Raw genomic sequence first — 23,551 nt, 5'->3', positions numbered from 1 at the left:
CTGTGGCCGGATGTCATCGGGAGTGCTAGCCGGCCCGCTTGGCGACGATGAAGATACGCGGAAAGCGCAGCAGCACCTTGCCGTTTGCGGTCTTCGGATAGGCCTCGGTGATCTTGGCCGTGTAGCTGTCGAGGAAGGTCTTGCGCTCGCCGGCGTCCAGCGGATCGAGGAAAGGCTTCAGCCCCGTCGACTTCACCCATTCGACGATCGCCTCGGCGTCGGTCAGCGGATGATTGTAGGCTGTATGCCAGATATCCACCCGGTCGGAGAGCGGCGACAAGAGATCATAATAGAACGACACCGCCGGCAGCGGTCCGCGCGCAGCACCTGCCATCTTGGCGGCGAACGGCATTTCGGCGGCCGTCTCGCGCATCACCTGATGCGACGGCTCAAGCAGATTGTCGGGCATCTGGACGGCGAGCGCGCCACCGGGGGCGAGAAAGCCCATCAGCCGCTGAAACACAGCCGGATGGGTGGGCAGCCACTGGAACACGGCATTGGCGAAGATGACATTGACCGGCTCGGCCGGCTGCCACGTCGAGGCATCGGCGAGGTCGAAATTGACGCTGGGCAGGCGCGCCCTCGCCTTCTCGATCATGTCGGGCGAGGTGTCGAAACCGCTCACCTCGGCATCCGGCCAGCGCTCGACCAGCAGCTCGGTCGAATTACCCGGCCCACAGCCGATGTCGACGACCCGGCGCGGGAAATCCACCGGCACCTGCGCAACAAGATCGCGCGCGGGCCGCGTGCGCTCATCCTCGAATTTCAGATATTGGGCGGCTGACCAGTCGGTCATTCAAGCTTTCCTCGTATCAGTTGAGAAATTCGCCGCCCCGGTTGCTCCCTTACCGCGTCAGCCTCTTGTAGGTCATGCGGTGCGGGTTGACGGCCTCGGGGCCGAGCCGGCGGATCTTGTCCTGCTCATAATCCTCGAAATTGCCCTCGAACCATTCGACATGACTGTCACCTTCAAAGGCCAGGATGTGCGTGGCCAGACGGTCGAGGAACATACGATCATGCGAGATGATGACGGCGCAGCCACCAAAATTTTCCAGCGCGTCTTCGAGCGCCGCCAGCGTTTCTGTGTCGAGATCGTTGGTCGGCTCGTCGAGCAGCAGCACATTGCCACCGGTCTTCAGCATTTTTGCCAGATGCACGCGGTTGCGCTGGCCGCCGGAGAGGTTGCCGACCTTCTGCTGCTGGTCGCCGCCACGGAAGTTGAACGACGCACAATAGGCGCGCGTGTTGGCCTCGAACTTGCCGAGCTTGACCACTTCTGCGCCGCCGGAAATCTCCTCCCACACCGTCTTTGACGGATCGAGCGCATCGCGGCTCTGGTCGACATAGCCGAGCTTCACCGTTTCGCCGATGCGGACAGAGCCGGCATCCGGCGTTTCCTGGCCGGTGATCATGCGGAACAGCGTCGTCTTGCCGGCGCCGTTCGGGCCGATGACACCGACGATGCCGCCCGGCGGCAGCTTGAATTCCAGGCCTTCGATCAAAAGCGTGTCGCCAAAGCCCTTCGACAGGCCTTCCGCCTCGATCACCACATTGCCGAGCCGCTCGCCATGCGGAATGACGATCTGCGTATCGCTCGGCCGCCGCTTGTCGGCTGCATCCAGCAGGTCCTGGAACGCCTGGATACGCGCCTTGGACTTGGTCTGGCGGGCTTTCGGGCTGGACTGGATCCACTCGCGTTCGCGACCGATGGCGCGCTGGCGGGCGTCGTCCTCGCGACCTTCCTGCTTGAGGCGCTTGGCCTTGGCTTCGAGGTACTTGGTGTAGTTGCCCTCATAGGGGATGCCGCGGCCGCGATCGAGCTCGAGAATCCATCCGGTGACATTGTCGAGGAAATAGCGATCGTGGGTGATGATCATCACCGCGCCGGGATAGGCGCGCAGGTGTTTTTCCAGCCACGCCGTGGTCTCGGCGTCGAGATGGTTGGTCGGTTCATCGAGCAGCAAGAGGTCGGGCTGACGCAGCAGCAGCTGGCAGAGCGCGACGCGGCGGCGCTCACCGCCCGAAAGCTTGGTGACCTCGGAATCCTTGGGCGGGCAGCCCAGCGCTTCCATCGCCATCTCGACCTGCTGTTCGAGATCCCACAGGTTCAACCGGTCCATCTCGTCCTGGAGCTTGGCCGACTCGTCAGCCGTCTCGTCGGAGTAGTTCATCATCAATTCGTTGTAGCGCTCGATGATGGCGGTCTTGGCGGCGACGCCTTCCATGATGTTCTCGAACACCGTCTTGTTGGCATCGAGCGCCGGCTCCTGCGCGAGATAGCCGACGGTGGCGCCTTCGGCGAGCCACGCTTCGCCGTTCCACTCCTTGTCGAGCCCGGCCATGATCTTGAGGATCGTCGACTTGCCCGAGCCGTTGGGGCCGAGGATGCCGATCTTGGCGTCGGGATAGAAGGAGAGATGGACATTCTCAAGCACCTTCTTGGTGCCATAGGCCTTGTTGAGGCCGGCCATGTGATAGATGAACTGGCGTGCCACGCGCGCTTTCCTTGATGATTGACCGAAAATGTCGGATTGAATGGAGGTTGGCCGCTATGTAGGCGATGCCGGGCCGAACGGCAATCGCTTTTGCCATTTCAAGCCGGGTGTACACCGCACGTTAAGTTTTCCGCCGGTTGTAGGGAGCGTTGAAATCCCCGGTTAACCCTTCAGCGTCAAAACAGGATCGATCGCTGGCCTGTCGCGATCGAAAGTAGAGATCGGACCGAAGGTAGTGCTGAACAGTTTCCTGCTCCTTGCCGAAGCGGTCGTCTACTTCAGCGTCATGGTCACGCTGTTCCGCTTCAGGGATCGCATCGGCCTCGGCGTCTTCGTATGCGCGCTGGGCGCCATGCATTTCCTCGAAACCTATCTCGCCAGCGTCTTCTATGTCGCCCTGCCCTTCGGCATGGTCTCGCCAGGCTCGGCGGTGCTGTTTTCCGGCAAGCTGGTGATGCTGCTTCTGCTCTACATGAAGGAAGATGCGGCCACGGTGCGCCAGCCGATCTATGGCCTTTTGCTCGGCAACGCCTTGATGATCGGGCTGGTCCTGATCCTGCGCCTGCACGATATTTCAGCCCTTTCCGACGGCAAGCTTCCCGATATCGGTTTCATCGACCAGTTGGGCTGGCTGATGGTGTGGGGCACGACGCTGCTCTTCATCGACGCCATCCTGATCATCCTGCTTTACGAAAAGCTCGGGCGTTATCTGCGCAAGGCGCCGTTCTCCCGCATCCTGATTTGCGTCGCCTGCGTGCTCACCTTCGACCAGGCCGGATTTTTCACCGCCCTGCATTTCGTCGCCGGCGCACCGATTGCGGTCTTCTTCGGCGGCTGGTTGGCCAAGATGGGTGCCGCTTTTGCCTACAGCGCCATGCTTGTCGCCTACCTCAGATGGTTCGAAACGCGTCAGGTCGTGGCACCCCGCGGGCTGTCCGACGTCTTCGACACGTTGACCTATCGCGAGCGCTACGAAGCCCTGGTCGAACATGTCGGCCGCGACGGCCTCACCGGCCTCTTGCACAGGGGACGCTTTGACAGCGACGGCGAACGTCTGGTTGCTGTCAGCTTGCGCACGGCCCAGCCGCTCAGCCTGCTGATCGTCGACGTCGACCATTTCAAGTCGATCAACGATCGCTTCGGCCATGCCGAGGGCGACAGGGTGCTGAGATCGATCGCCCAGGTACTGACCCAGGCGGCCGGCGCGCACGATCAGGTTTTCAGGATCGGCGGCGAGGAGTTCGCCATCCTTTGCTCGCAGCCGCATGCGGTCGCCAGGTTGCTCGGAGAAAACCTCCGCCAGGCCGTCAAGGCGTGCGTAAACCGGTTCGACATCAGCGTCAGCGCCGGCATCGCCACTGTCGACGAGACCGTAGCCTCGCTTGCCGATCTCTTCGCCCTTGCCGACGAGCGTCTCTACAGGGCCAAATCCACCGGGCGTGACCGCGTCGTCGGCGAAGCGCATGACGATGCCGAAGACCTCAGTGCCTGGACATTGTCCACACGTGGCGTCAGCGGATAAGGTTGTCAGCTCCGCTTGCGCTGCTGCAACGCGCCGACCGCAACTGAAACGGCTATCAGCGCGATGGCCAGCCATTTCAGCGTGGTGATGATCGGACTGGCGTCGATGTCATAAGCGATGAACAACAGAATGCCGGGCACCAGCAGGCCGCACATGACCAGCATGATGCGGTTGATCTGCCAAGACACTTTTGCTGCCAGCGCTTCGTCACCGGCTTCGCCGACAAGACCGGCGCGCATCTCCCGGGAGATGGCCAACGCGCTCGACAGGCGCATGGAGATCGGCAAGCCGAGCCCGATTATGAGAAAGGCACACGCCGCCAGCAGAGCCGAGAATTTGAGCGCGCTGGTGTCGGCCGGCACCGGAAACAAAAGTGTCGCCAGCGGCAGGAAGACACAGACGATGCCGAGCGCGGCAATGGCGATGAAGATCGCGGCATTGACCCAAGTGAACAGCTGGTAGCGGCCTGCCCCGATCGGCGCGGCAAGCACGCGCATGCGCGCCCACTCGGCATCGGTATAGGAAAAGCCCGGCCATTCCATGCGGCCGTCTTTTATGGCGGTCATCCCCCTGGCCCAGAAAGCCAGCCGCGCCAGCGCGCCTGATGTCATGCCACTCATCGCCACCCCCGCCGAATGAAACACATCCAGACCATATCACCGCGTCACTGCCAAGCGACAGACGGATATCCTACTGGAACCCGGCCGCATCGACCGAGCCCTTCGGACAGCCCGCCTTGGTCGTCGGCGCCGAGGCGAGCATGAGAGTGCCCAGCGAACTGTCGGGGCCGATCGGGCCGGTCAGGCCGAGCGTCAGCTCGCCGATCAGCCGCCTGCCGCTCGACGGATCGACCAGGCAGGAGACACGCACCCGCGCGCCGGCTCCATTGCCGAAGGCGCTGTCGAAGGCGCTGCGGATCTGGTCCGAGGTCAGCTGCTTGCCGACGTTCCTGGTGAAGAGCTCGCGCACAGGCGAGGCATTCACCGCCCGCATCAGGTTCAGCGCCTCGGCAAAATACTCCTGCTGGCTCTTGCCGTAGCAGGTGCCGTGCTTGGTCCATTCATGCCGCTCGAGCTTGGATGCGGTGCCGGGCATCACCTGGTCGAGTTCGGCGCGCGTATTGGCATCGAGATCGACCGGCGGCAGGTCGGCCCAATGTGCCGGATTATCATTGGCCTTGTCGCCCGCCGGCACCTGGCAATAAAAATTGCCGTTCGGCTGCGGCCAGAGCCCATGCAACGTGAAATGCGACGCGTCGAAGCCGCCCGCCGTCTGCGCCTGGCATTCGGGCTTGCTCGACTTGGTTTCGCAGAAGGCCGGCTGCCAGCTCAGCGCGAAAACATATTCGGGTTTTCCCGAAGCCGCAGGCTTGCCCTGATCGGCGGGCGCGGCCGGCAGGGCGGCTGCGCTGCCGCCGGCGACGTGACCGCAGCTGATCTTGACCCAGCGACGCTCAGGATCGGCGCCCGGCACGCGGATGAGGTAATGCGTCGGCGCATCCTTGTTGCCGGCCAGGAGGTCGTAGCTCTGTCCAGCCGTTGTCGCGATATTGCCGGGGTTCTTGCCGCTCTTGATTGCCTGCGTTGCTGGACAGGCAGCATCGGCCACGAAGGAGCCGCTCATCTTCACATCGGCGCGCGCTAGGCCGACACCGGCCAGCGCCACCAACACCGCACCCCATATCGCCGATATCCGCATTCCAGCACTCCTAGCGTTTCATAGCGCAAGCTAGAAACGTGTGACATGTCAGAATTACGATTTCTTTCGTCCGCCGCAAAAAACAATCGCTCGGTCGATCAGACCCCGCCCTCCTCGACCCGCTTCGTCAACATACGCAGCAGATCAAGCGCGGTCTCAAGCACGCGAGGCTCGATGCCCTCGCTGATGCGGTTGGCCCAGACATGCTGGCGCGTGCCGATATCCCTGATCGCGGCCCGGCCCGCATCGGTCATCGCCAGGAGCTTGGCGCGGCGGTGCGCCGGGTTGTCCGCATAGGCGGCGAGCCCTTCGGCGGCCAGAATGTCGGCAAGGCGCTGCACGCTCTGACGGGCAAGCCCCATGTCGCGGGCAATGTCGGCCACCGATTTCGGCTCCTTCAGCACCGCGCCCAGAACCTGCCAGCGCGCCGCCGTCAACCCGGCAGGCTCCGCCAGCCGGTCGGCCGCGTCGAGAAACCCGCCATTCAGCCGGAACACGGCAAGCACCAGTTCGGTGAGCACATCTCCGGCTTCGGTCCTGCTTGTCATTTCTGGCCGGCCTCGATGGTGGAAACGAAAGTGTTGACGGCTTCAGCCACCGCCTCCGGCTTGTCAAGCATCACCCAATGGCCGGAACCGGCGACGGTTCTGTGGCCAATTCCGCTGCGCAGCCGAAACAGGGCCGCCGCATTGTCATTGGCCTCCGTGGCCAGCACGAAGATCGGCCCGTGATAGGCGTCGAGCGTCGGTTCGGGATTCCATTCCGCCAGCGCCTTGCCGACGCCTGCCCGAGCCGCCGGATCGACCACCGCCGCATCGGCGATGACCTGTTTGCGGACATCTTCATTGGAGCCGGCGATCGAGGTGTAATAAGCGCTCAGGACATCGCCGCCGTTTGGCCCCGCCAGATCGCGCACGAACCCGTCGCGAATCTCTTTGGGCAGGGCGCGCGGATCGGTCGCCGGATCGACCAGCAGGATGCCGGCAACACGGTCGGCATGGCCGGCGGCATAGGCGAGCGCGGCCCCACTGCCGCCGCTATGTGCAACGAGGACAAACCGCTTCAGGCGGAACGCATCGGCCACCGCACCAATATCGTCGGCACGGCCGTCATAGCCGTAGTCGGCATCAGCTGCAGGCGCCGATGCGCCATGGCCGCGAAAATCGAAGGCGACCGCCTCACGGCCACCTGCGGTGAGCTGCATCACCCGGTTCCACTGTGTGGCGCGGCTGCAATCACCATGCGCGAACAGGATCGGCAGGCCGTCGCCGGATTTGATGTCGTAGCCGGCAAGCTGGCCCTGCGGGCCGGCAATGGTCTTCATGGTCATCTCCCTGGTTTGGCTGGAAGCAATGCCGGGCAGGAGCATTGCGGATGAAAGGCTCGCCAGCAGAAACGCGCGGCGCGAAACGGTTTTCATGGTCATACTCCGATCCAATTGACAGTATGCTGTCATATAGCCAAATTGACAGCAAGCTGTCAATAGTGGCCCCGGCTGATTTCGACCTCCCCTTGACGTCGGTCCCGCGTCGCTCAACAGTCGCCGAGGAGCGAGACATGGCATTTGACAAGCAGACGACGCTGGCCTCACCGACCGGGGCCACGCTCAACCTCTATGTGAAGCACGCGAGCGGCTCTCCACGGGCCGTCGTCCAGATTAACCATGGCTTGGCCGAACACGCCGCGCGCTATGCCCGCTTCGCGGATTACCTCAGCACCCGCGGTTTTCACGTCTACGTCCACGACCATCGCGGCCATGGCGCGACCAAGGCGCCCGATGCCCCGCTCGGCAGGTTCGCCGGCACAGGCGGCCCGGCCAAGGTGATCGCCGATGTCGATGCCGTCCACGATTTGATCGCAAGGGAGCAGCCCGGCCTGCCGGTCATCCTGTTCGGCCATTCGATGGGTGCGTCGGTGGCGCTCAACTACCTCCTGGCGCACTCGCCGCGCGTCCACGCCGCGGCGATCTGGAACGGCAATTTCTCACAAGGCCTGCTTGGTCGGCTTGCACTCGCCATCCTCGCTTATGAGCGCTTCAGGCTCGGCTCCGATGTTCCCTCACGCGTCTTGCCCAGGCTGACCTTCCAGGCCTGGGGCAAGGCGGTGCCCAACCACAAGACGCTGTTCGACTGGCTGTCGCGCGACGAGGCTGAAGTGGCCAAGTACATTGCCGACCCGCTGTGCGGCTGGGATGCCTCGATCTCGATGTGGCGCGACGTCGTGGAGATGACGCAGAAGGGCGGCAAGGATGCGGGCTTTGCCGGCATCAGGCGCGACCTGCCCGTCAGCATGGTCGGCGGCGAGAAGGATCCGGCCTCCGACTATGGCAAGGGCATCGACCATCTCGCCAAACGCATGCGCGCGATGGGCTTTTCGAATCTGGTTTCAAAAATTTACGCCGACACCCGCCACGAAAGCCTGAACGAGGTGAACCGCGACACCGTCATGAACGATTTTGCCGCGTGGGCCGATGGTGTTGAAACGCTGACATCGCTGGCCTACCGCAAGGCCCGTGACAGCGGCATCCCGGGTTGATAGAGGCTGCGGTTACGACCCGTTTTTGGTGATTTATGGCTGAACCTCCGCTGAAAGGCATCCGCGTCGTCGAACTCGCCCGCATCCTGGCCGGCCCGTGGGCAGGACAATTGCTGGCCGATCTCGGCGCCGATGTCATCAAGGTCGAGAGCCCCGATGGCGGCGACGATACCCGCAAATGGGGTCCGCCCTTCGTCATGAGCCATGATGGCGAGAACCTGTCGGCCGCCTATTACCACTCCTGCAATCGCGGCAAGCGCTCCATCGCGGTCGATTTCTCGACGCCCGAAGGGGCCGAGACGGTGCGCCGGCTGGTTGCCACGGCCGACGTTCTGATCGAGAACTTCAAGTTCGGCGGCCTCAAGAAATACGGGCTCGATTACGAGAGCCTGAAGGCGATCAATCCAAAACTCGTCTACTGCTCGATCACCGGCTTCGGCCAGGACGGACCTTACGCCCCACGCGCCGGCTATGATTTCATCATCCAGGCCATGGCCGGCATGATGTCGATCACCGGCGAGGTCGGGCGCGAGCCGCAAAAGGCCGGCGTCGCTATTTCCGACATCTTCACCGGCCTTTACTCTGTGATCGCCATCCAGGCAGCGCTTCGCCATGCCGAAAAGACCGGCGAAGGCCAGCATATCGACATGGCGCTGTTCGACACGCAGATTTCCGCACTCGGCAACCAGAACCTCAACTATCTCGTCTCCGGCAAGGCGCCGGTGCAGATGGGCAATGCGCATATGAACATTGCGCCCTATGAGGTTGTCCCGGTCAGGGACGGCCACATCATCCTGGCGGTCGGCAATGACGGCCAGTTCGCCAAATTCTGCGCTGCCGTCGGTCTCGACCATCTCTCAGCGAATCCCGATTTCGCCACCAATCCGGCCCGCGTCGCCAACCGGGTGAACTTGCGCGAGCACTTGATCGAGACGCTGAAGAATTGGGATCGCGACCCGTTGCTGGCCAGGCTCGAAGCGTCAAGCGTGCCGGCGAGCCCGATCAACGACATCGGCCAGATGTTTGCCGACCCGCAGACGATCGCACGCGGCATGCGCCTCGACCTCGACGATGGCCATGGCAATCGTCTGCCCTCGGTGCGCGCGCCGATGGTGATGTCGGGCACGCCGCTCGTCTATGAGCGTCCCTCGCCTCGCCTTGGCGAACATACCGAAGAAATTCTTGCCGAACTGGAGAAGTCTGGACGATGAAGACCGGTGGACAACTGATTGTCGACGCACTCGAGGCGAACGGCACCGACCGCATCTTCTGCGTGCCTGGCGAATCCTATCTCGCTGTGCTGGACGCGCTGCATGACTCGCCCATCCGCACCATTGTCTGCCGCCAGGAAGGCGGCGCCGCCATGATGGCCGACTGCCAGGGGCGGCTGACCGGCAAGCCCGGCATCTGCTTCGTCACCCGCGGCCCCGGCGCCACCAATGCGTCGGCCGGCATTCACATTGCCATGCAGGATTCGATACCCGTCATCCTGTTCATCGGCCAGGTCGCCAGCCACGCCAAGGAGCGGGAGGCTTTCCAGGAGGTCGACTACAAGCGCTTCTTCGGCGACATCGCCAAATGGGTGGTGGAGATCGACGATGCCGCGCGCATCCCCGAACTCGTCACCCGCGCCTTTGCTGTCGCGACATCGGGCCGCCCCGGCCCCGTCGTCGTCTCGCTGCCGGAGGACATGCTGACCAGTCTTGTCGACGCGCCCGCGGCCTTGCCGCACACGCCGGTCGAAACCCGGCCCGGCGAAGCCGAACTCGATGCTTTGGAAAAGCTTCTGGCCAAGGCCAAGCGTCCCTTCGTCATCCTCGGCGGCACACGCTGGGACGAGGAAGCGGTGGCACGTATGCGCACCATTGCCGAGGCCTGGTCGCTGCCGGTCGGCTGCTCCTTCCGCCGCCAGATGCTGTTCGACCATCTGCACCCGAACTATGCCGGCGATGTCGGCATCGGCATCAACCCGAAGCTGGCCACCGCCATCAAGCAGGCCGACCTGGTGCTGCTGATCGGCGGCCGCATGGGCGAGATGCCGTCCTCCGACTATACGCTGCTGAAGAGCCCTTACCCCGACCAGACGCTGGTCCATGTCCATGCCGATGCCGGCGAACTCGGCCGTGTCTACCGGCCGACCCTGGCGATCAACGCTGCGCCGTCAGCCTTCGTCGAAGCCTTCGCCAAGCGCAAGCCAACCTCCACGCCAGCCTGGGCGGATGAGACAGCGAAAGCACACGCTGCCTACCTCGACTGGTCGACGCCTCCTGAGACCGGCCCCGGCACGGTCCAGATGGGGCCGATCATGAACTATCTGGAAAAGATTTTGCCCGATGACGCCATTTTCACCAACGGCGCCGGCAATTACGCCACCTGGGTGCACCGCTTCCACCGCTTCCGCCGCTTCGCCACGCAAGGCGCGCCGACCTCCGGTTCGATGGGTTACGGCACCCCGGCTGCGGTCGCCGCCAAGGCGCTCCATCCCGACCGCACCGTGATCGCCTTTGCCGGCGACGGCTGCTTCCTGATGAACGGACAGGAATTCGCTACCGCCGTGCAATACGACCTGCCGATCATCGTCATCGTCGTCAACAACGGCATCTACGGCACCATCCGCATGCACCAGGAGCGCGATTATCCCGGCCGTGTCGTCGCCACCGATCTGAAGAACCCTGACTTTGCCGCTCTTGCCCGCGCCTATGGCGGCCACGGCGAGACGGTCGAGAACACGGCAGATTTTGCCCCTGCCTTCGAGCGTGCCCGCGCCAGCGGCAAGCCGGCGATCGTCGAGATAAGGCTCGATCCCGAGGCGATCACGCCGACGCGGACGATGACGCAGATCCGCGACAAGAGCTGAGAAGTTGGCAGCTAAAGCCGAGTTCCGTCACACCCCCCTCTGTCCTGCCGAACTGTCCGGCAGGCCAGAGGGGGGTGGTCCCGCCGACGCTGCCAAGGCGATCGCCCCTTTCCTGATATCTACAAGCGAGCTATCAGACCGCTGCCAGCGCCTGCGTCAGGTCGGCGATAAGATCGTCCGGATGCTCGACGCCGATCGACAGCCTGACCGTGGTCTCCAGCACGCCGATGCGCTGGCGCACGTCGAAGGGAATGCCGGAGTGCGTCATCGCCGCCGGGTGGCTGGCGAGTGACTCCGTGCCGCCAAGGCTCACCGCCAGCTTGAATATTTGCAGCCCGTTGAGAAAGGCGAAGGCCGCCTTCTCTCCGCCCTTGATATCGAAAGAAAATGTCGAGCCGGCGCCGCTGCATTGCGCTTTGTAGGCCCGTCCCGCTGCCGTGTCCTCGCCCAGGAACGGCAGGTAATGCACCTTTTCCACCTTGGCGTGATCGCGCAGGAATTCAGCCACGAGCCGCGCATTGTCGTTGGCGCGCTCCATGCGGATCGACAGCGTTTCCAGCGAGCGGCCGAGCATCCAGCAGGAATGCGGATCGAGCTGCGTGCCGATTGCGCCGCGCAACGCCTTGATCGGCTTGGTCACCGCCTTGCTGCCCATCGCCGCACCGGCGATCAGGTCGGAATGGCCGCCGACATATTTGGTCAGCGAATAGACGGAGACATCGGCGCCATGTTCGATCGGCCGCTGGAACACCGGGCCGAGCAGCGTGTTGTCGCAGACGATGATCGGCGTTGATCCTTGGCTTGCGCCGATCTCGTCGGCAAACTTCCGGATCAGTGCGATGTCGACCAGGCTGTTGGTCGGATTTGACGGCGTTTCGATGAGAATGACCGAGACACGCCCCTTCGCCACCGCTGCATCAGCAGCGGCCCGCACCGCCTTCTCGTCGACGCCGTCGGCGAAGCCGACAGCGCCGATGCCGAAGCCGGACAGCGTGCGCGTCAAAAGCGTCTCAGTGCCGCCGTAAAGCGGCTGCGAATGCAAGATGACATCGCCCGGGCGGGCATAGGCGAGCAGCGTCGTGGCGATCGCCGACATGCCCGACGAGAACAGGATGCAGGCGTCCGTTCCCTCATAGACCGCCAGCCGGTCCTCGACGATCTCCGAGTTGGGATGGTTGAAGCGCGAATAGACCAGGCCGGACGCCGTGCCGCTCGGCGGCTCCTTGCGGCCGGATGTGTAGTCGAAGAAGTCGCGCCCCTCCTCCGCCGATTTGAACACGAAGGTCGAGGTCAGGAACACCGGCGGCTTGACGGCGCCTTCCGACAGTTGCGGATCGAAGCCATAGCTCAACATCAACGTTTCCGGATGGAGCTTGTGGTTGCCGATGTGGGTTTTCGACGGGCGCGGCGCGGTCATGGCTTTTCCTGCGTTCTAGAGGAGTCTCGTCCAGCAATTTATGCGATCCCGGTCCACCAGTCCTTGCTATTTTCGGCCTCGCATGGCTGCATCCCGGCAACAAATTGCCGAGCGAGAGCAAAAGTGCAGCAGAAGATAGCCGACGATTTCGACCGCAAGATCCTGCGCGAGCTGCAGGCCGACGCCCGCATCACCAACAATGAGCTTGCGGAGCGCATCGGCCTGTCGCCGTCGCCATGTTTGAGGAGGGTACGCCGGCTGGAGGAGGCCGGCATTATCCGGGGCTATACCACGCTGGTCGACCCGGCCGCCTTCGGCTGGAACATGGTCGCCATCGCCACCGTTCGGCTCAGCCGCCAGAACGAGGACGAGATCGTCATGTTCGAGGACGCCATCCGCGGGTGGGAGGAGGTGCTGGAATGCCACCTCGTCACCGGGTCGCGCGACTATGTGCTGAAGGTGGTGACCGGCAGCCTCGAACAGTACGAGCGCTTCATCAAGGAAAAGATCGCGCGGCTGAAATGCGTCGCTTCGATCGAGACCAGCTTCGTCATGAACACCATAAAGGAACGGCGCCTCTGACATTTGGTCAAAGGCGCCGCTCTCGAGGTCGAAATTGCCTGGCCAGGCTTATTTGATCGCCTTGTCGGTGATGGCCGTGGTGTAGGCGCCGGTCGGCGCCTTGGTGATGATCTTCTGGTCGAGCAGCGCCTTGGCGGTGCGCTCGTAGGTCGCCGGGTCGAGCTTGCCGTCGGCATTGTCGATCAGCTTGGCGACTTCGCTCATCATCCGCTTCTGGTGGTTTTCGTCCTGGCCACCGCCGTCCATGACAATGCCCGCGGCCTCGTCATTGTTGTCGATGGCATATTTCCAGCCCTTCATCGAGGCGCGCACGAAACGCACCATCTTGTCTTCGAAAGCCGGATCCTTGAGCTTGTCTTCCGAGGCATAGAGCCCGTCCTCAAGCAGGTCGTTGCCCATCGCCGAGTAGTTGAACACGGTGAGCTGGTCCGGCTTGTAGCCGGCATCGATCAGCTGCCAGTACTCGTTGTAGGTCATGACCGAAATGCAATCCGCCTGCTTCTGGATCAGCGGCTGCACGTCGAAGCTCTGCTTCAAAACCGTGACGCCATCCGGGCCGCCTTCGGTCTTCAGGCCGAGCTTGTTCATCCAGGCGTAGAAAGGATATTCGTTGCCGAAGAACCAGACGCCGAGCGTGTGACCCTTGAAATCGGCTTCGGTCTTGATCGGGCCATCCTTCGGGCAGACCAGCTCCATGCCGGCCTTCTTGAACGGCTGGGCGATGTTGACCAGCGGCACGCCCTTTTCGCGCGCGGCGAGCGCCCCACCCATCCAGTCGACGATGACGTCGGCGCCACCGCCGGCGATCACCTGCTCGGGTGCGATATCGGGACCGCCCGGCTTGATGTCGACGTCGAGGCCTTCGGCTTCATAAAAACCCTTGGCCTTGGCGACATAGTAGCCGGCAAACTGCGCCTGCGTGACCCATTTCAGCTGCAAGGTCACCTTGTCGGCGGCCATTGCCTGGAACGCGCCCAGCGACATCGCGCCGGCCAGCATCGGAATGATCAGTCTTTTCATGTTTTTACCCTCTGAAGTTAACACCCGAACCCACCGCCCTATCCACCACGGACAGAGGGATGCCAAAACGTGACGGCTCTCTCGACGAGAGCGACCACGCCATAAAAGACCGAACCCGCCAGTGCTGCAACTGCGATTTCGGCCCAGACCATATCGATGTTCATCCGCCCGACCTCGGTCGAGATGCGAAAGCCCATGCCGACCACAGGCGTGCCGAAGAACTCGGCGACGATGGCGCCGATCAGCGCCAGCGTCGAGTTGATCTTCAGCGCGTTGAAGATGAAGGGCGCTGCCGCCGGCAGCCGGAGCTTCAAGAGTGTTGGCCAGTAGCCCGACGCATAGGTGCGCATCAAATCGCGCTCCATATGGCCGGAGGCGGCAAGACCGGCAACCGTGTTCACCAGCATCGGGAAGAAGGTCATGATGATGACGACCGCGGCCTTGGACGGCCAGTCGAAGCCGAACCACATCACCATGATCGGCGCCACACCGATGATCGGCAGCGCCGAGACCATATTGCCGATCGGCAGCAGACCGCGGCGCAGGAACGGCACGCGGTCGGCCGCAATCGCCACCAGGAAGCCGGCGCCGCTGCCGATGACATAACCGAAGATCACCGCCTTGAAGATGGTCTGCCTGATATCGGCGCCGAGCACCGGCAGGGAACTGGCGATGCGCACACCGATGGCGCTCGGCGGCGGCAAAAGGATGAAGGGAATGCCGGCGCCACGCGTCACCGCTTCCCATATGATCAGGATCCAGGCGCCGAAGATCGCCGGGATGATGAGGCGCAGCGCCATCCGCGCCCCTTTTGCCATCGGGCGAAGCCCCGACAGCACCGCCACACAGCGCCAGGCCAGCAGCCAGGCAGCGGCGAGCAGCAGGAAATACGGCGCCAATGCCGTGCCTTCGAAACCTGTAATGCCCGAGATCAGCATCCAGGCGACGAGATGAGCGCCGATGAACAGCACCGCAGCCTCGGCCAGCGGCGAAATTCTGATCATCGAGATCAGCCCTGCCAGCACGGCCAGGCCGATCATCGGGGTCTTTATCCCGAAATAGGGGTAGTCGAAGCTTGCCGTCGGGTCTGCAAGGGCGGCCCCTTCCGGCTTCGACATCGCACCGAGCGCGACGGCGACGAGGCACAGCGCAACCGCCAGCACGGCTTGCCAGGAGGGCTTCAGCCAGTTCATGCCGGCCTCCCGCCCATGGCGCGGTCAACGAGGCGCCCGGCTATGCCGACCACCATGACCAGAAGGGCCGCCACCACCGAGCCCGCCACAAGGGCGGACCAGATGTCGATGGACTGGCTGTAATAGGCACCTGCCAAAAGCTTGGCGCCGATGCCGGCGACAGCACCGGTCGGCAGTTCGCCGACAATGGCGCCGACCAGGCTCGCCGCCACCGCCACCTTCATGGAGGTGAACAGGAACGGCACCGAGGCCGGCACCCGCAGCTTCCAGAAGATCTGCGAGACACTGGCATTGTAGGTGTGCATCAGGTCGAGATGCATGAGTTCGGGCGAGCGCAGGCCCTTCACCATGCCCACCGTCACCGGGAAGAACGACAGGTAGGTCGAGATCATCGCCTTTGGGATCAGACCGCTGATGCCGATCGCCCCCAGCACGACGATGATCATCGGCGCCACCGCCAGAATGGGAATCGTCTGGGAGGCGATGATCCACGGCATCAGGCTGCGGTCGAGCGTCGCCACATGCACGATGCCGACCGCGATGACGATGCCGAGCGCCGTGCCGAAGGCAAAGCCGAGCAACGTCGACGACAGGGTCACCCAGGCATTGTAGACGAGGCTTCGGCTCGATGTGATGGGCCGCAGGAAGGTGTTCTCGAAGAAGTTCACCGCCACCTGATGCGGCGCCGGCAGCGTCGGCTTGGGCTGCGACAGCGTCTTGCCGATGAATTCGCTCAAGGTATGGGTTTCGCCGGCGCGCCGGTCGAGGTCGCGCTGGAACGGCGCGTTTAGGATGACGGCGAGGACATACCAGAGCACCACCATGCCGAGGAGGATGGAGGTCACGGGGATGAGTTTTTCGCGGAAGGTGTCCATCTAGCGCGCCTCGCCAGCGGGGCGCCCTCCTCTCCCCAACGGGGAGAGGGTGGCCGGAGCGAAGCGGAGGTCGGGTGAGGGGGTAGAAATCTTTCCGTCGAGACAAGCCAAGATCGTATCCAGGACCGCTCGGCGCTCAGCCAAAACTTCGTGATTCCAGAAGCGCAGAACCGAATAACCTTGTCCGTTCAGCCAGGCTGTCCTGGCGGGATCGGTCAGTGAATCCGCGTGTTGGCTGCCATCAAGTTCGACAATCAGCCCCTGCTCGCGGCAGACGAAGTCCGCGATGAAAGGTCCGAGCGGCACTTGCCGCACAAATTTGTAGCCGTTGAGATGACGTCCTCTCAATTCCCCCCAAAGCCGGTATTCAGCTTCGGTCTCGTCAAACCGCAGCTTTCGGGCGCGAGCGGTTGCCCCGACATTTCTCTTGGTCGGATCCGTCGGCGCCGCCCCCTCACCCGACCTCCGCTTCGCTCCGGCCACCCTCTCCCCGTTGGGGAGAGGAGCCAGCCGGTCGTTCGCCCCCTCAATCATCATAGCTGTGCCCTGCCCGCAACCCATCGCGCACCCTGGCCGCGATCGCCAAAAATTTCGGCGTCTCGCGGATATCCAGCGGCCGCTCCTTTGGCAGCGTCGATTCGATAATGTCGGTAACCCGACCTGGGCGCGGCGACATGACGACGATCCGCGTCGACAGATACACCGCCTCGGGGATGGAATGGGTGACGAAGCAGATCGTCTTGTTGGTGCGTGCCCACAATTCCAGAAGCTGTTCATTGAGATGGTCGCGCACGATCTCGTCCAGCGCGCCGAAGGGCTCGTCCATCAGCAACAGGTCGGCGTCGAAGGCGAGCGCGCGGGCGATCGAAGCGCGCTGCTGCATGCCGCCGGAAAGCTGCCAGGGGTATTTCTTCTCGAAGCCGGAGAGGTTGACGAGCTCCATCGTGCGCTTGATGCGCTCGGCCTGCTCCGCTCTCGAAAGGCCGATGATCTCCAGCGGCAGCGCCACGTTACGCTCGATCGTGCGCCACGGGAAAAGGGCTGCCGCCTGGAAGACGTAGCCATAAGCGCGTTTCTCGCGCGCCTGTTCCGGCGTCATGCCGTTGACCGAGATCGTGCCCGATGTCGGTTTTTCCAGATCGGCGATGACGCGCAGCAAGGTGGTCTTGCCGCAGCCAGATGGGCCGATGAAGGAGACGAACTCGCCCTTGCCGATGGTCAGGTCGACATTGGAGAGCGCCTCTACCGGACCGTCATTGGTCTGAAAGGTAAGGCCAAGTCTGCTTGCCGAGACAACGGCTGGCGATTGTCCCGTCATCGCTTGCTGCCTGCCTCTCGCAGCCGCCCAGGATGAAATGCCGTTGCATTCGCGTTGATGTTGCTTTCCACTCGTCCAATCCCACCCAATCGACGCCCGGAGCCTTGCCGATGTCGCCCAAACCCACTTGTCACCTTATCCGTCCTGAAAGCACATATGAAGGCAAGCAGGGATTGACCTATTTTGCCGGCATTGCCGCCGAGACGGTAGGCTCGTCCGGCATCTGCATGCATCTGCTCACCCTGCCGCCCGGCGCCCGCGCCAAGGCGCATTTGCATGAAAGCCATGAGACGGCGATCTATGTGCTCTCGGGCGAGGTCCACACATGGTATGGCGACAGGCTCGAGAACCACATCGTCGTCAAGGCCGGCGACCTCTTCTACATCCCGGCCGGCGTACCACATCTGCCGGCCAACCTGAGCAACGCCCCGTCCTCGGCCGTCATCGCCCGCACCGATCCCGATGAACAGGAAAGCGTCGTCCTGTTGCCGGAACTGGATGCGCTGGTGGCCTGACGCTGACGGGACTGCCGTCATTTGCACCGCGCCACTTCGCCCATGACATTGCCGTCGTCGTCGGCGACGGTCAGCTTCTTGGCGTTCCTGGCGCTGCGCTTGATGGTGAATTTCGTCGGCTCCTGCCCCTTTTCCCCTTCCGCCTCGCATGTCGCTGTCACCACCAGCGAACCATCAGCCTGCGCTTGCTTCTCCAGGAAGGTGCAGGCGCTGGCGGCGGTGACCAATGCCTCGTCGGTCAAAAGCAGCATCCGATCGGCGGCGACTTCCTGGCCGTTGCGGTTGATGCAGCCATATTTGTCGCCATAGGGCTTGGACAGGTCGATGCCTGCCGCAAGAGCCTGACCCGCAGCCAGAACGACTACCATCGCAACAGACGGCCCCAATCCGCGCACGCTCATTCCCCCAAATTCAACGTCACGAACACGGCAGCAGCGGCCCCATTTCTTCGAGGCCGGGGATGGTCACGAAGAACCCACCCTCGCCCTTGTTGGTGACCACAACGGTTTCAGCCGTCGTCCCCGCCTCGCCTTCGGCGGAACAGGTCGCATCAAGCGATTGCGTGCCCGGCGCCCAGGTCAATTGCTGCGCGAACCGGCAGCCGCTGCCATAGGTCTCGATGCCTTCGGCGGTCAGCACGATATAATCGTCCCGGCCCTGAAAACCGGCCTTTGCAAAGACACAACCGGCATCGTTGCCCCAGAAGCCCACCAGCCTTTCGGCCGCATTTGCCGGCCCCGCGATGACCATCGCCACGACCAGTGAAATGAGTGCTGCGGAGTTCCGCAACCTTCAAACCCCTGTCGCCGGAATGCCAGTGCGTTCCACCTTGCGCGGCGCGGTAATGTCCTTCCAGGTCGACAGCGCCCGGTTGACCGCGGCGTTCGGCTCGCGGGCGACGAATTCGCCATGGCCGGGCTTGGCCTTGACCTCCGCTTCCTCGACCGACAATTCGCCGCGCGAAAAGACGAAGCGCGGCAGCCCGGTCACCTCAAAACCTTCGAAGACGTTGTAGTCGATCACCGATTGCTGCTTCTTCGAGGTGATGGTCTTCTTGGCGCTGGGGTCCCACACCACGATGTCGGCATCGGCACCTTCGACGATGGCGCCTTTCCTAGGATACATGTTGAGGATCTTGGCGATGTTGGTCGAAGTCACCGCGACGAACTCGTTCATCGTCAGCCGCCCGGTGTTGACGCCCGTCGTCCACAGCACGGGCAAGCGGTCTTCAAGCCCGCCGGTGCCGTTCGGGATCTTCGTGAAATCGCCGACGCCATTGCGCTTCTGCTTGGTGGTGAAGGCGCAGTGGTCGGTCGCCACCACCTGCAGCGATCCCGCCTGCAGGCCGGCCCACAGCGAATCCTGGTGCAGCTTGTTGCGGAAGGGCGGGCTCATGACGCGGCGCGCCGCATGGTCCCAGTCCTTGTCGAAATACTCGCTCTCATCCAGCGTCAAATGCTGGATCAGCGGCTCGCCGAAAACCCGCATGCCCTTCTGGCGGGCGCGGCGGATGGCTTCGTGGCTCTGCTCGCAGGACACATGCACGACATAGAGCGGCACGCCGGCCATGTCGGCGATCATGATGGCGCGGTTGGTCGCCTCGCCTTCCACTTCCGGCGGCCGCGAATAGGCGTGTCCCTCGGGACCATTATTGCCGGCAGCGAGCAGCTTTTGCGACAGCGCCGCAACCACGTCGCCATTCTCGGCATGAACGAGCGGCAGCGCGCCGAGATCGGCGCAGCGCTGGAACGACGCGTACATCTCGTCGTCGTCCACCATCAGCGCGCCCTTGTAGGCCATGAAATGCTTGAACGAGGTAATGCCTCTGTCGACGACGGTGGCCATCTCGTCGAACACCTGCTTGCCCCACCAGGTGATCGCCATGTGGAAGGAGTAGTCGCAGGCAGCCTTCGAGGTCTTGTTGTCCCACATCTGCAACGCTTCCAGCAGCGATTGCTGCGGCGCCGGCAGGCAGAAATCGACCACCATCGTGGTGCCACCGGAAAGGGCCGCGCGCGTCCCGGACTCGAAATCGTCGGCCGAATAGGTGCCCATGAACGGCATTTCGAGATGAGTGTGCGGATCGATGCCGCCCGGCATGATGTAGCAGCCGCTGGCGTCGAACTCATGGTCGCCATGCAGGTTCGAGCCAATGGCGACGATCTTGCCGTGCTGCATCAGCACATCGGCCTTCCAGGTGCGGTCGGCGGTGACGATGGTGCCGTTTCGGATGACTTTGGTCATTGTCGTGTTCCCTTGTTCTCTTCGCGCTTCTTGTGAGCGTCGTTTTAAATACAGATCTTAGTTCACGCCACGATCCCCGCTGTCTCCACCACGGCATGGAACAGCACGTCGGCGCCGGCGCCGGCCCATTCCTTGGTGATTTCCTCAGCCTCGTTGTGTGACAACCCGTCAACGCAGGGGCACATCACCATGGCGGTCGGTGCAACGCGGTTGATCCAGCAGGCGTCGTGGCCGGCGCCGGAGACGATGTTGCGGTGGGAATAGCCGAGCCGATCGGCGGCGTCGCGGATCGCCTTGACGCAGCCGGCATCGAAGGTGACCGGATCGAAAGCGCCGACCTGCTCGACCTTGTACTGGATGTCGAGCGCCTCACAGATCGTGTCGATGCCTTCGCGTATGCGCCCATCCATCGCGTCCAGCACTTCCTTCTCGGGCGAGCGGATGTCGATGGTGAAGACGGTGCGCCCGGCGATGATGTTGCGCGAGTTCGGAAACACCTCCATGTGGCCGACCGCGCCGACGGCGTCGGGCTGGTAGTCCATGGCGATCTCGTGCACCAGTTCGATGACCCGAGCCATGCCGAGCCCGGCATTACGGCGCTTGGGCATCGGGGTCGAGCCGGTATGCGCCTCCTTGCCGGTCAGCGTTACCTGCAGCCATTTCAGGCCCTGGCCGTGGGTGACGACGCCAATATCGATGCCTTCATCCTCGAGGATCGGCCCCTGCTCAATATGCAGTTCGAAGAAGGCGTGGATCTTGCGACCGCCGACCTTCTCGGTTCCCTTCCAGCCGATGCGCTCCAGCTCCTCGCCGAACTTTTTCCCCTGTTTATCAGTGTGCTGATACACGTCCGCCTGCTCGAGCACACCGGCGAACACGCCGGACGCCATCATCGCCGGGGCAAAGCGCGAGCCTTCCTCATTGGTCCAGTTGGTGACGACGATCGGATGCCTGGTCTGGATGCCGAGATCGTTAAGCGAGCGCATAATCTCCAGCCCGCCGAGCACGCCGAGCACGCCGTCATATTTGCCGCCGGTCGGCTGCGTGTCGAGATGGCTGCCGACATAAACCGGCGGCAAGCTGGGATCAGCACCTTCCCGCCGGGCAAACATGGTGCCCATTTCGTCGAGCCCCATTTCGAGCCCGGCCGCCTCGCACCAGCGCTTGAACAGATGCCGTCCCTCGCCGTCCTCGTCGGTCACGGTCTGGCGATTGTTGCCGCCGGCAATACCGGGGCCGATCTTCGCCATCTCCATCATGGAATCCCACAAACGGTCTGAATTGATTCGCAGATTCTCGCCTGGGGCGGCCATGCTCTAAAACCTCATCGGTTGCGGGGCGGCGGCGTCCCCCTCCCCCTCGAGGGGAGGGTGGCCGCGAATCGGTCGGGTGGGGTCGCCCGCGACGCGCGCGACCTTCTCTTTGACCACCTGCGCGACGTGCCAAGCGCTGTTTATGACATCGGGCTCGTCAACACGGAAGACTTCAAATCCGAGCGATCGCAGATAAGCATCGCGAACGGCATCGTGCCGCATACCCCTGTCGTGTTCGTGCATGTCGCCATCGACCTCAACGATCAGCTTCACCGCCAAGCAGGCAAAATCCACGATGTACGGCCCAATCGGGCACTGACGGCGAAACTTGATGCCGGCTGATTTCAGGTCCCGCAGTTCATACCACAGCAGCGATTCTCCCTTGGTCGCGTGAACTCGAAGCGCTCGCGCCTTTTGGCGCATTTCGAAGCTCACGCGGGTACGGGGCATCAGGAGCGGCCTTGGAACAAAAGAGCAGGTCGGCGTCCGGTCGCACCGACCCCACCCGACCGCTTCGCGGCCACCCTCCCCTCGAGGGGGAGGGATATCCGCGCCCGGTTTGTCAATCGATCGCCCTCAGCACTTCTCTGACATGGTCGATCAATTCGTTGATCTGGCCCTTGGTGATGATCAGTGGCGGCGACAGCGCGATGATGTCGCCGGTGGTGCGGATCAGCGCGCCGCGCTCGAACGCCTTGACGAAGGCCGAGAAGGCCCGCTTGGTCGGGCTGCCGGCGATCGGCGCCAGTTCGATCGCGCCGATCAGGCCGATATTCCGGATGTCGATGACATGCGGCTCGCCCTTCAGCGAATGCAGCGCATCTTCCCAGTACGGCGCCAGTTCCTCGCCGCGGGTGAGCAGGCCCTCTTCCTTGTAGGTGTCGAGCGTGCCGAGTGCCGCGGCGCACGCAATCGGATTGCCCGAATAGGTGTAGCCGTGGAAGAACTCGATCATGTGCTCGGGGCCGGTCATGAAGGCGTCGTGGATTTCCTTCTTCACGAACACCGCGCCCATCGGGATGACGCCGTTGGAGACGCCCTTGGCGGTGGTCATGATGTCGGGCGTGACGCCGAAATAATCCGCAGCAAACGGCGCGCCCAGACGGCCGAAACCGGTGATGACCTCGTCGAAGATCAGCAAAATGCCGTGCTTGGTGCAGATCTCGCGCAGCTTCTGCAGATAGCCCTTCGGCGGCAGGATGACGCCGGTGGAGCCGGCGACCGGTTCGACGATGACGGCGGCGATGGTCGAGGCGTCATGCAGGGCAACGATGCGCTCGAGCTCGTTGGCGAGTTCGGCGCCATATTCCGGCACGCCCTTGGAGAAGGCGTTCTTTTCCGGCAGATGCGTGTGCGGCATGTGGTCGACGCCGCCGAGCAGCGTGCCGAACATCTTGCGGTTGGTGACGATGCCGCCGACCGAAATGCCGCCGAAATTGACGCCGTGATAGCCGCGTTCGCGGCCGATCAGGCGGGTGCGCGCGCCCTCGCCCTTCACACGGTGATAGGCGATCGCCATCTTCAGCGCGGTTTCCACCGATTCCGAACCGGAATTGGTGAAGAAGACATGGTCCATGCCCTTGGGCGCGAGGTCGACCAGCCGGTTTGCCAATTCGAACACGATCGGGTGTCCCATCTGGAAGGCCGGCGCATAGTCGAGTTCGGCCGCCTGATGCTGGATCGCTTCCGTGATCTTGGGACGGCAATGGCCGGCATTGACGCACCAGAGGCCGGCGGTGCCGTCGAGCACCTTGCGGCCGTCGCTGGTGGTGTAGTGCATGTCCTTGGCGGACACGAACATGCGCGGCGCCTGTTTGAACTGCCGGTTTGCCGTGAACGGCATCCAGAATGCGCTGAGATCGTTCGGCGTGACTTTCAGCCGGTTGGACATGACCAAGACTTCCCCTTGTAACCTGTTTCGGTGCGGCTAACGCTTGGTCTTTCCAAAGCTTGGTCTTTGCTGCGTT

The 23,551-nt window shown here is 63.1% G+C and carries 24 protein-coding genes; 6 read left to right on the top strand and 18 right to left on the bottom strand.

Annotation, left to right across the window (positions count from 1 at the left end; translation table 11 throughout):
- Positions 1-25: 25 nt before the first annotated feature.
- Both tam and ettA read right to left on the bottom strand, forming a co-directional pair.
- Entirely contained in the window at positions 26-796 is a 771-nt protein-coding gene (tam, locus tag NKJ75_RS11885; RefSeq protein WP_023682165.1) for a trans-aconitate 2-methyltransferase, read from the bottom strand.
- A 49-nt stretch (positions 797-845) separates the two neighbouring features.
- Positions 846-2,495 (bottom strand): energy-dependent translational throttle protein EttA, encoded by a 1,650-nt coding sequence (gene ettA / locus NKJ75_RS11880; protein WP_023688009.1) that lies wholly within the window; start codon positions 2,493-2,495, stop codon positions 846-848.
- 235 nt (positions 2,496-2,730) lie between these two features.
- Between ettA and NKJ75_RS11875 the strand changes: the two genes are divergently transcribed.
- Positions 2,731-4,017, top strand: a complete 1,287-nt coding sequence (locus NKJ75_RS11875) for a GGDEF domain-containing protein (protein ID WP_023725380.1) — start codon at positions 2,731-2,733, stop codon at positions 4,015-4,017.
- A 5-nt stretch (positions 4,018-4,022) separates the two neighbouring features.
- On the opposite strand, the gene NKJ75_RS11870 is transcribed toward NKJ75_RS11875, so the two are convergent.
- The 4 genes from NKJ75_RS11870 to NKJ75_RS11855 all read right to left on the bottom strand — a co-directional run bounded on the left by NKJ75_RS11870 (position 4,023) and on the right by NKJ75_RS11855 (position 7,135).
- Positions 4,023-4,637 carry a hypothetical protein gene (locus NKJ75_RS11870; protein ID WP_155923541.1) on the bottom strand — a complete coding sequence of 205 codons (615 nt, stop codon included), beginning with the start codon at positions 4,635-4,637 and terminating at the stop codon, positions 4,023-4,025.
- Positions 4,638-4,707: 70 nt separating this feature from the next.
- Positions 4,708-5,715, bottom strand: a complete 1,008-nt coding sequence (locus NKJ75_RS11865; protein WP_023833916.1) for a ribonuclease T2 family protein — start codon at positions 5,713-5,715, stop codon at positions 4,708-4,710.
- Between the two features lie 98 nt (positions 5,716-5,813).
- Positions 5,814-6,263, bottom strand: a complete 450-nt coding sequence (locus NKJ75_RS11860; RefSeq protein WP_023705574.1) for a MarR family winged helix-turn-helix transcriptional regulator — start codon at positions 6,261-6,263, stop codon at positions 5,814-5,816.
- Positions 6,260-7,135, bottom strand: a complete 876-nt coding sequence (locus NKJ75_RS11855) for an alpha/beta fold hydrolase (protein WP_023833917.1) — start codon at positions 7,133-7,135, stop codon at positions 6,260-6,262. The genes NKJ75_RS11860 and NKJ75_RS11855 overlap by 4 nt, the downstream gene beginning before the upstream one ends.
- Before the next feature lie 137 nt (positions 7,136-7,272).
- Here NKJ75_RS11855 and NKJ75_RS11850 point away from each other — a divergent pair, with 137 nt between their 5' ends.
- From NKJ75_RS11850 to NKJ75_RS11840, 3 genes are read left to right on the top strand one after another with little or no spacing between them, the layout of a single operon-like run.
- The gene (locus tag NKJ75_RS11850) at positions 7,273-8,250 is read left to right on the top strand and encodes an alpha/beta fold hydrolase (RefSeq protein ID WP_352499716.1); all 978 of its coding nucleotides are present in this window, start codon (positions 7,273-7,275) and stop codon (positions 8,248-8,250) included.
- Positions 8,251-8,285: 35 nt separating this feature from the next.
- Positions 8,286-9,461, top strand: a complete 1,176-nt coding sequence (locus NKJ75_RS11845; RefSeq protein WP_352499715.1) for a CaiB/BaiF CoA transferase family protein — start codon at positions 8,286-8,288, stop codon at positions 9,459-9,461.
- The gene (locus NKJ75_RS11840) at positions 9,458-11,107 is read left to right on the top strand and encodes a thiamine pyrophosphate-binding protein (protein ID WP_352499714.1); all 1,650 of its coding nucleotides are present in this window, start codon (positions 9,458-9,460) and stop codon (positions 11,105-11,107) included. The genes NKJ75_RS11845 and NKJ75_RS11840 overlap by 4 nt, the downstream gene beginning before the upstream one ends.
- A 133-nt stretch (positions 11,108-11,240) precedes the next feature.
- Here NKJ75_RS11840 and NKJ75_RS11835 read toward each other — a convergent pair whose 3' ends face one another.
- The gene (locus NKJ75_RS11835) at positions 11,241-12,524 is read right to left on the bottom strand and encodes a cystathionine gamma-synthase family protein (RefSeq protein WP_023688001.1); all 1,284 of its coding nucleotides are present in this window, start codon (positions 12,522-12,524) and stop codon (positions 11,241-11,243) included.
- A gap of 123 nt (positions 12,525-12,647) precedes the next feature.
- Here NKJ75_RS11835 and NKJ75_RS11830 point away from each other — a divergent pair, with 123 nt between their 5' ends.
- Complete coding sequence (locus NKJ75_RS11830) at positions 12,648-13,106, top strand: Lrp/AsnC family transcriptional regulator (protein WP_023682177.1); 459 nt, start codon at positions 12,648-12,650, stop codon at positions 13,104-13,106.
- A 48-nt stretch (positions 13,107-13,154) separates the two neighbouring features.
- Here NKJ75_RS11830 and NKJ75_RS11825 read toward each other — a convergent pair whose 3' ends face one another.
- From NKJ75_RS11825 to NKJ75_RS11805, 5 genes are read right to left on the bottom strand one after another with little or no spacing between them, the layout of a single operon-like run.
- The gene (locus NKJ75_RS11825; RefSeq protein ID WP_023668223.1) at positions 13,155-14,126 is read right to left on the bottom strand and encodes an ABC transporter substrate-binding protein; all 972 of its coding nucleotides are present in this window, start codon (positions 14,124-14,126) and stop codon (positions 13,155-13,157) included.
- A gap of 38 nt (positions 14,127-14,164) precedes the next feature.
- Complete coding sequence (locus tag NKJ75_RS11820) at positions 14,165-15,319, bottom strand: ABC transporter permease (protein WP_023817925.1); 1,155 nt, start codon at positions 15,317-15,319, stop codon at positions 14,165-14,167.
- Positions 15,316-16,194, bottom strand: a complete 879-nt coding sequence (locus NKJ75_RS11815; RefSeq protein WP_352499713.1) for an ABC transporter permease — start codon at positions 16,192-16,194, stop codon at positions 15,316-15,318. The genes NKJ75_RS11820 and NKJ75_RS11815 overlap by 4 nt, the downstream gene beginning before the upstream one ends.
- Positions 16,195-16,731 carry an endonuclease domain-containing protein gene (locus NKJ75_RS11810; protein WP_023705579.1) on the bottom strand — a complete coding sequence of 179 codons (537 nt, stop codon included), beginning with the start codon at positions 16,729-16,731 and terminating at the stop codon, positions 16,195-16,197.
- A complete protein-coding gene (locus NKJ75_RS11805; RefSeq protein WP_352499712.1) occupies positions 16,721-17,512 on the bottom strand; it encodes an ABC transporter ATP-binding protein in 792 nt (263 codons plus the stop codon). Before NKJ75_RS11805 ends, NKJ75_RS11810 begins: the two co-directional genes overlap by 11 nt.
- A 110-nt stretch (positions 17,513-17,622) precedes the next feature.
- On the opposite strand from NKJ75_RS11805, the gene NKJ75_RS11800 reads away from it, so the two are divergent.
- A complete protein-coding gene (locus tag NKJ75_RS11800; RefSeq protein ID WP_502903856.1) occupies positions 17,623-18,027 on the top strand; it encodes a cupin domain-containing protein in 405 nt (134 codons plus the stop codon).
- 17 nt (positions 18,028-18,044) lie between these two features.
- On the opposite strand, the gene NKJ75_RS11795 is transcribed toward NKJ75_RS11800, so the two are convergent.
- From NKJ75_RS11795 to aptA, 6 genes are all read right to left on the bottom strand, one after another.
- Entirely contained in the window at positions 18,045-18,395 is a 351-nt protein-coding gene (locus NKJ75_RS11795; protein WP_352499710.1) for a hypothetical protein, read from the bottom strand.
- 49 nt (positions 18,396-18,444) lie between these two features.
- On the bottom strand, positions 18,445-18,816 hold the full coding sequence (locus NKJ75_RS11790) for a hypothetical protein (RefSeq protein WP_352499709.1): 372 nt from the start codon (positions 18,814-18,816) through the stop codon (positions 18,445-18,447).
- Positions 18,817-18,819: 3 nt separating this feature from the next.
- Positions 18,820-20,271 carry a dihydropyrimidinase gene (gene hydA, locus NKJ75_RS11785; protein ID WP_352499708.1) on the bottom strand — a complete coding sequence of 484 codons (1,452 nt, stop codon included), beginning with the start codon at positions 20,269-20,271 and terminating at the stop codon, positions 18,820-18,822.
- A 62-nt stretch (positions 20,272-20,333) separates the two neighbouring features.
- On the bottom strand, positions 20,334-21,584 hold the full coding sequence (locus tag NKJ75_RS11780) for a Zn-dependent hydrolase (protein WP_352499707.1): 1,251 nt from the start codon (positions 21,582-21,584) through the stop codon (positions 20,334-20,336).
- A gap of 3 nt (positions 21,585-21,587) precedes the next feature.
- On the bottom strand, positions 21,588-22,034 hold the full coding sequence (locus NKJ75_RS11775) for an endonuclease domain-containing protein (RefSeq protein ID WP_352499706.1): 447 nt from the start codon (positions 22,032-22,034) through the stop codon (positions 21,588-21,590).
- 112 nt (positions 22,035-22,146) lie between these two features.
- Entirely contained in the window at positions 22,147-23,475 is a 1,329-nt protein-coding gene (aptA, locus tag NKJ75_RS11770; RefSeq protein WP_023687994.1) for an omega-aminotransferase AptA, read from the bottom strand.
- Between the last annotated feature and the right edge of the window lie 76 nt (positions 23,476-23,551).

The organism is Mesorhizobium sp. M0058 (assembly GCF_040323095.1).
In the GTDB taxonomy this organism is placed as follows: Bacteria; Pseudomonadota; Alphaproteobacteria; order Rhizobiales; family Rhizobiaceae; genus Mesorhizobium.
The sequence above is the reverse complement of the archived record's forward strand: the minus strand, read 5'-3'. Positions and strand labels throughout refer to the sequence as shown.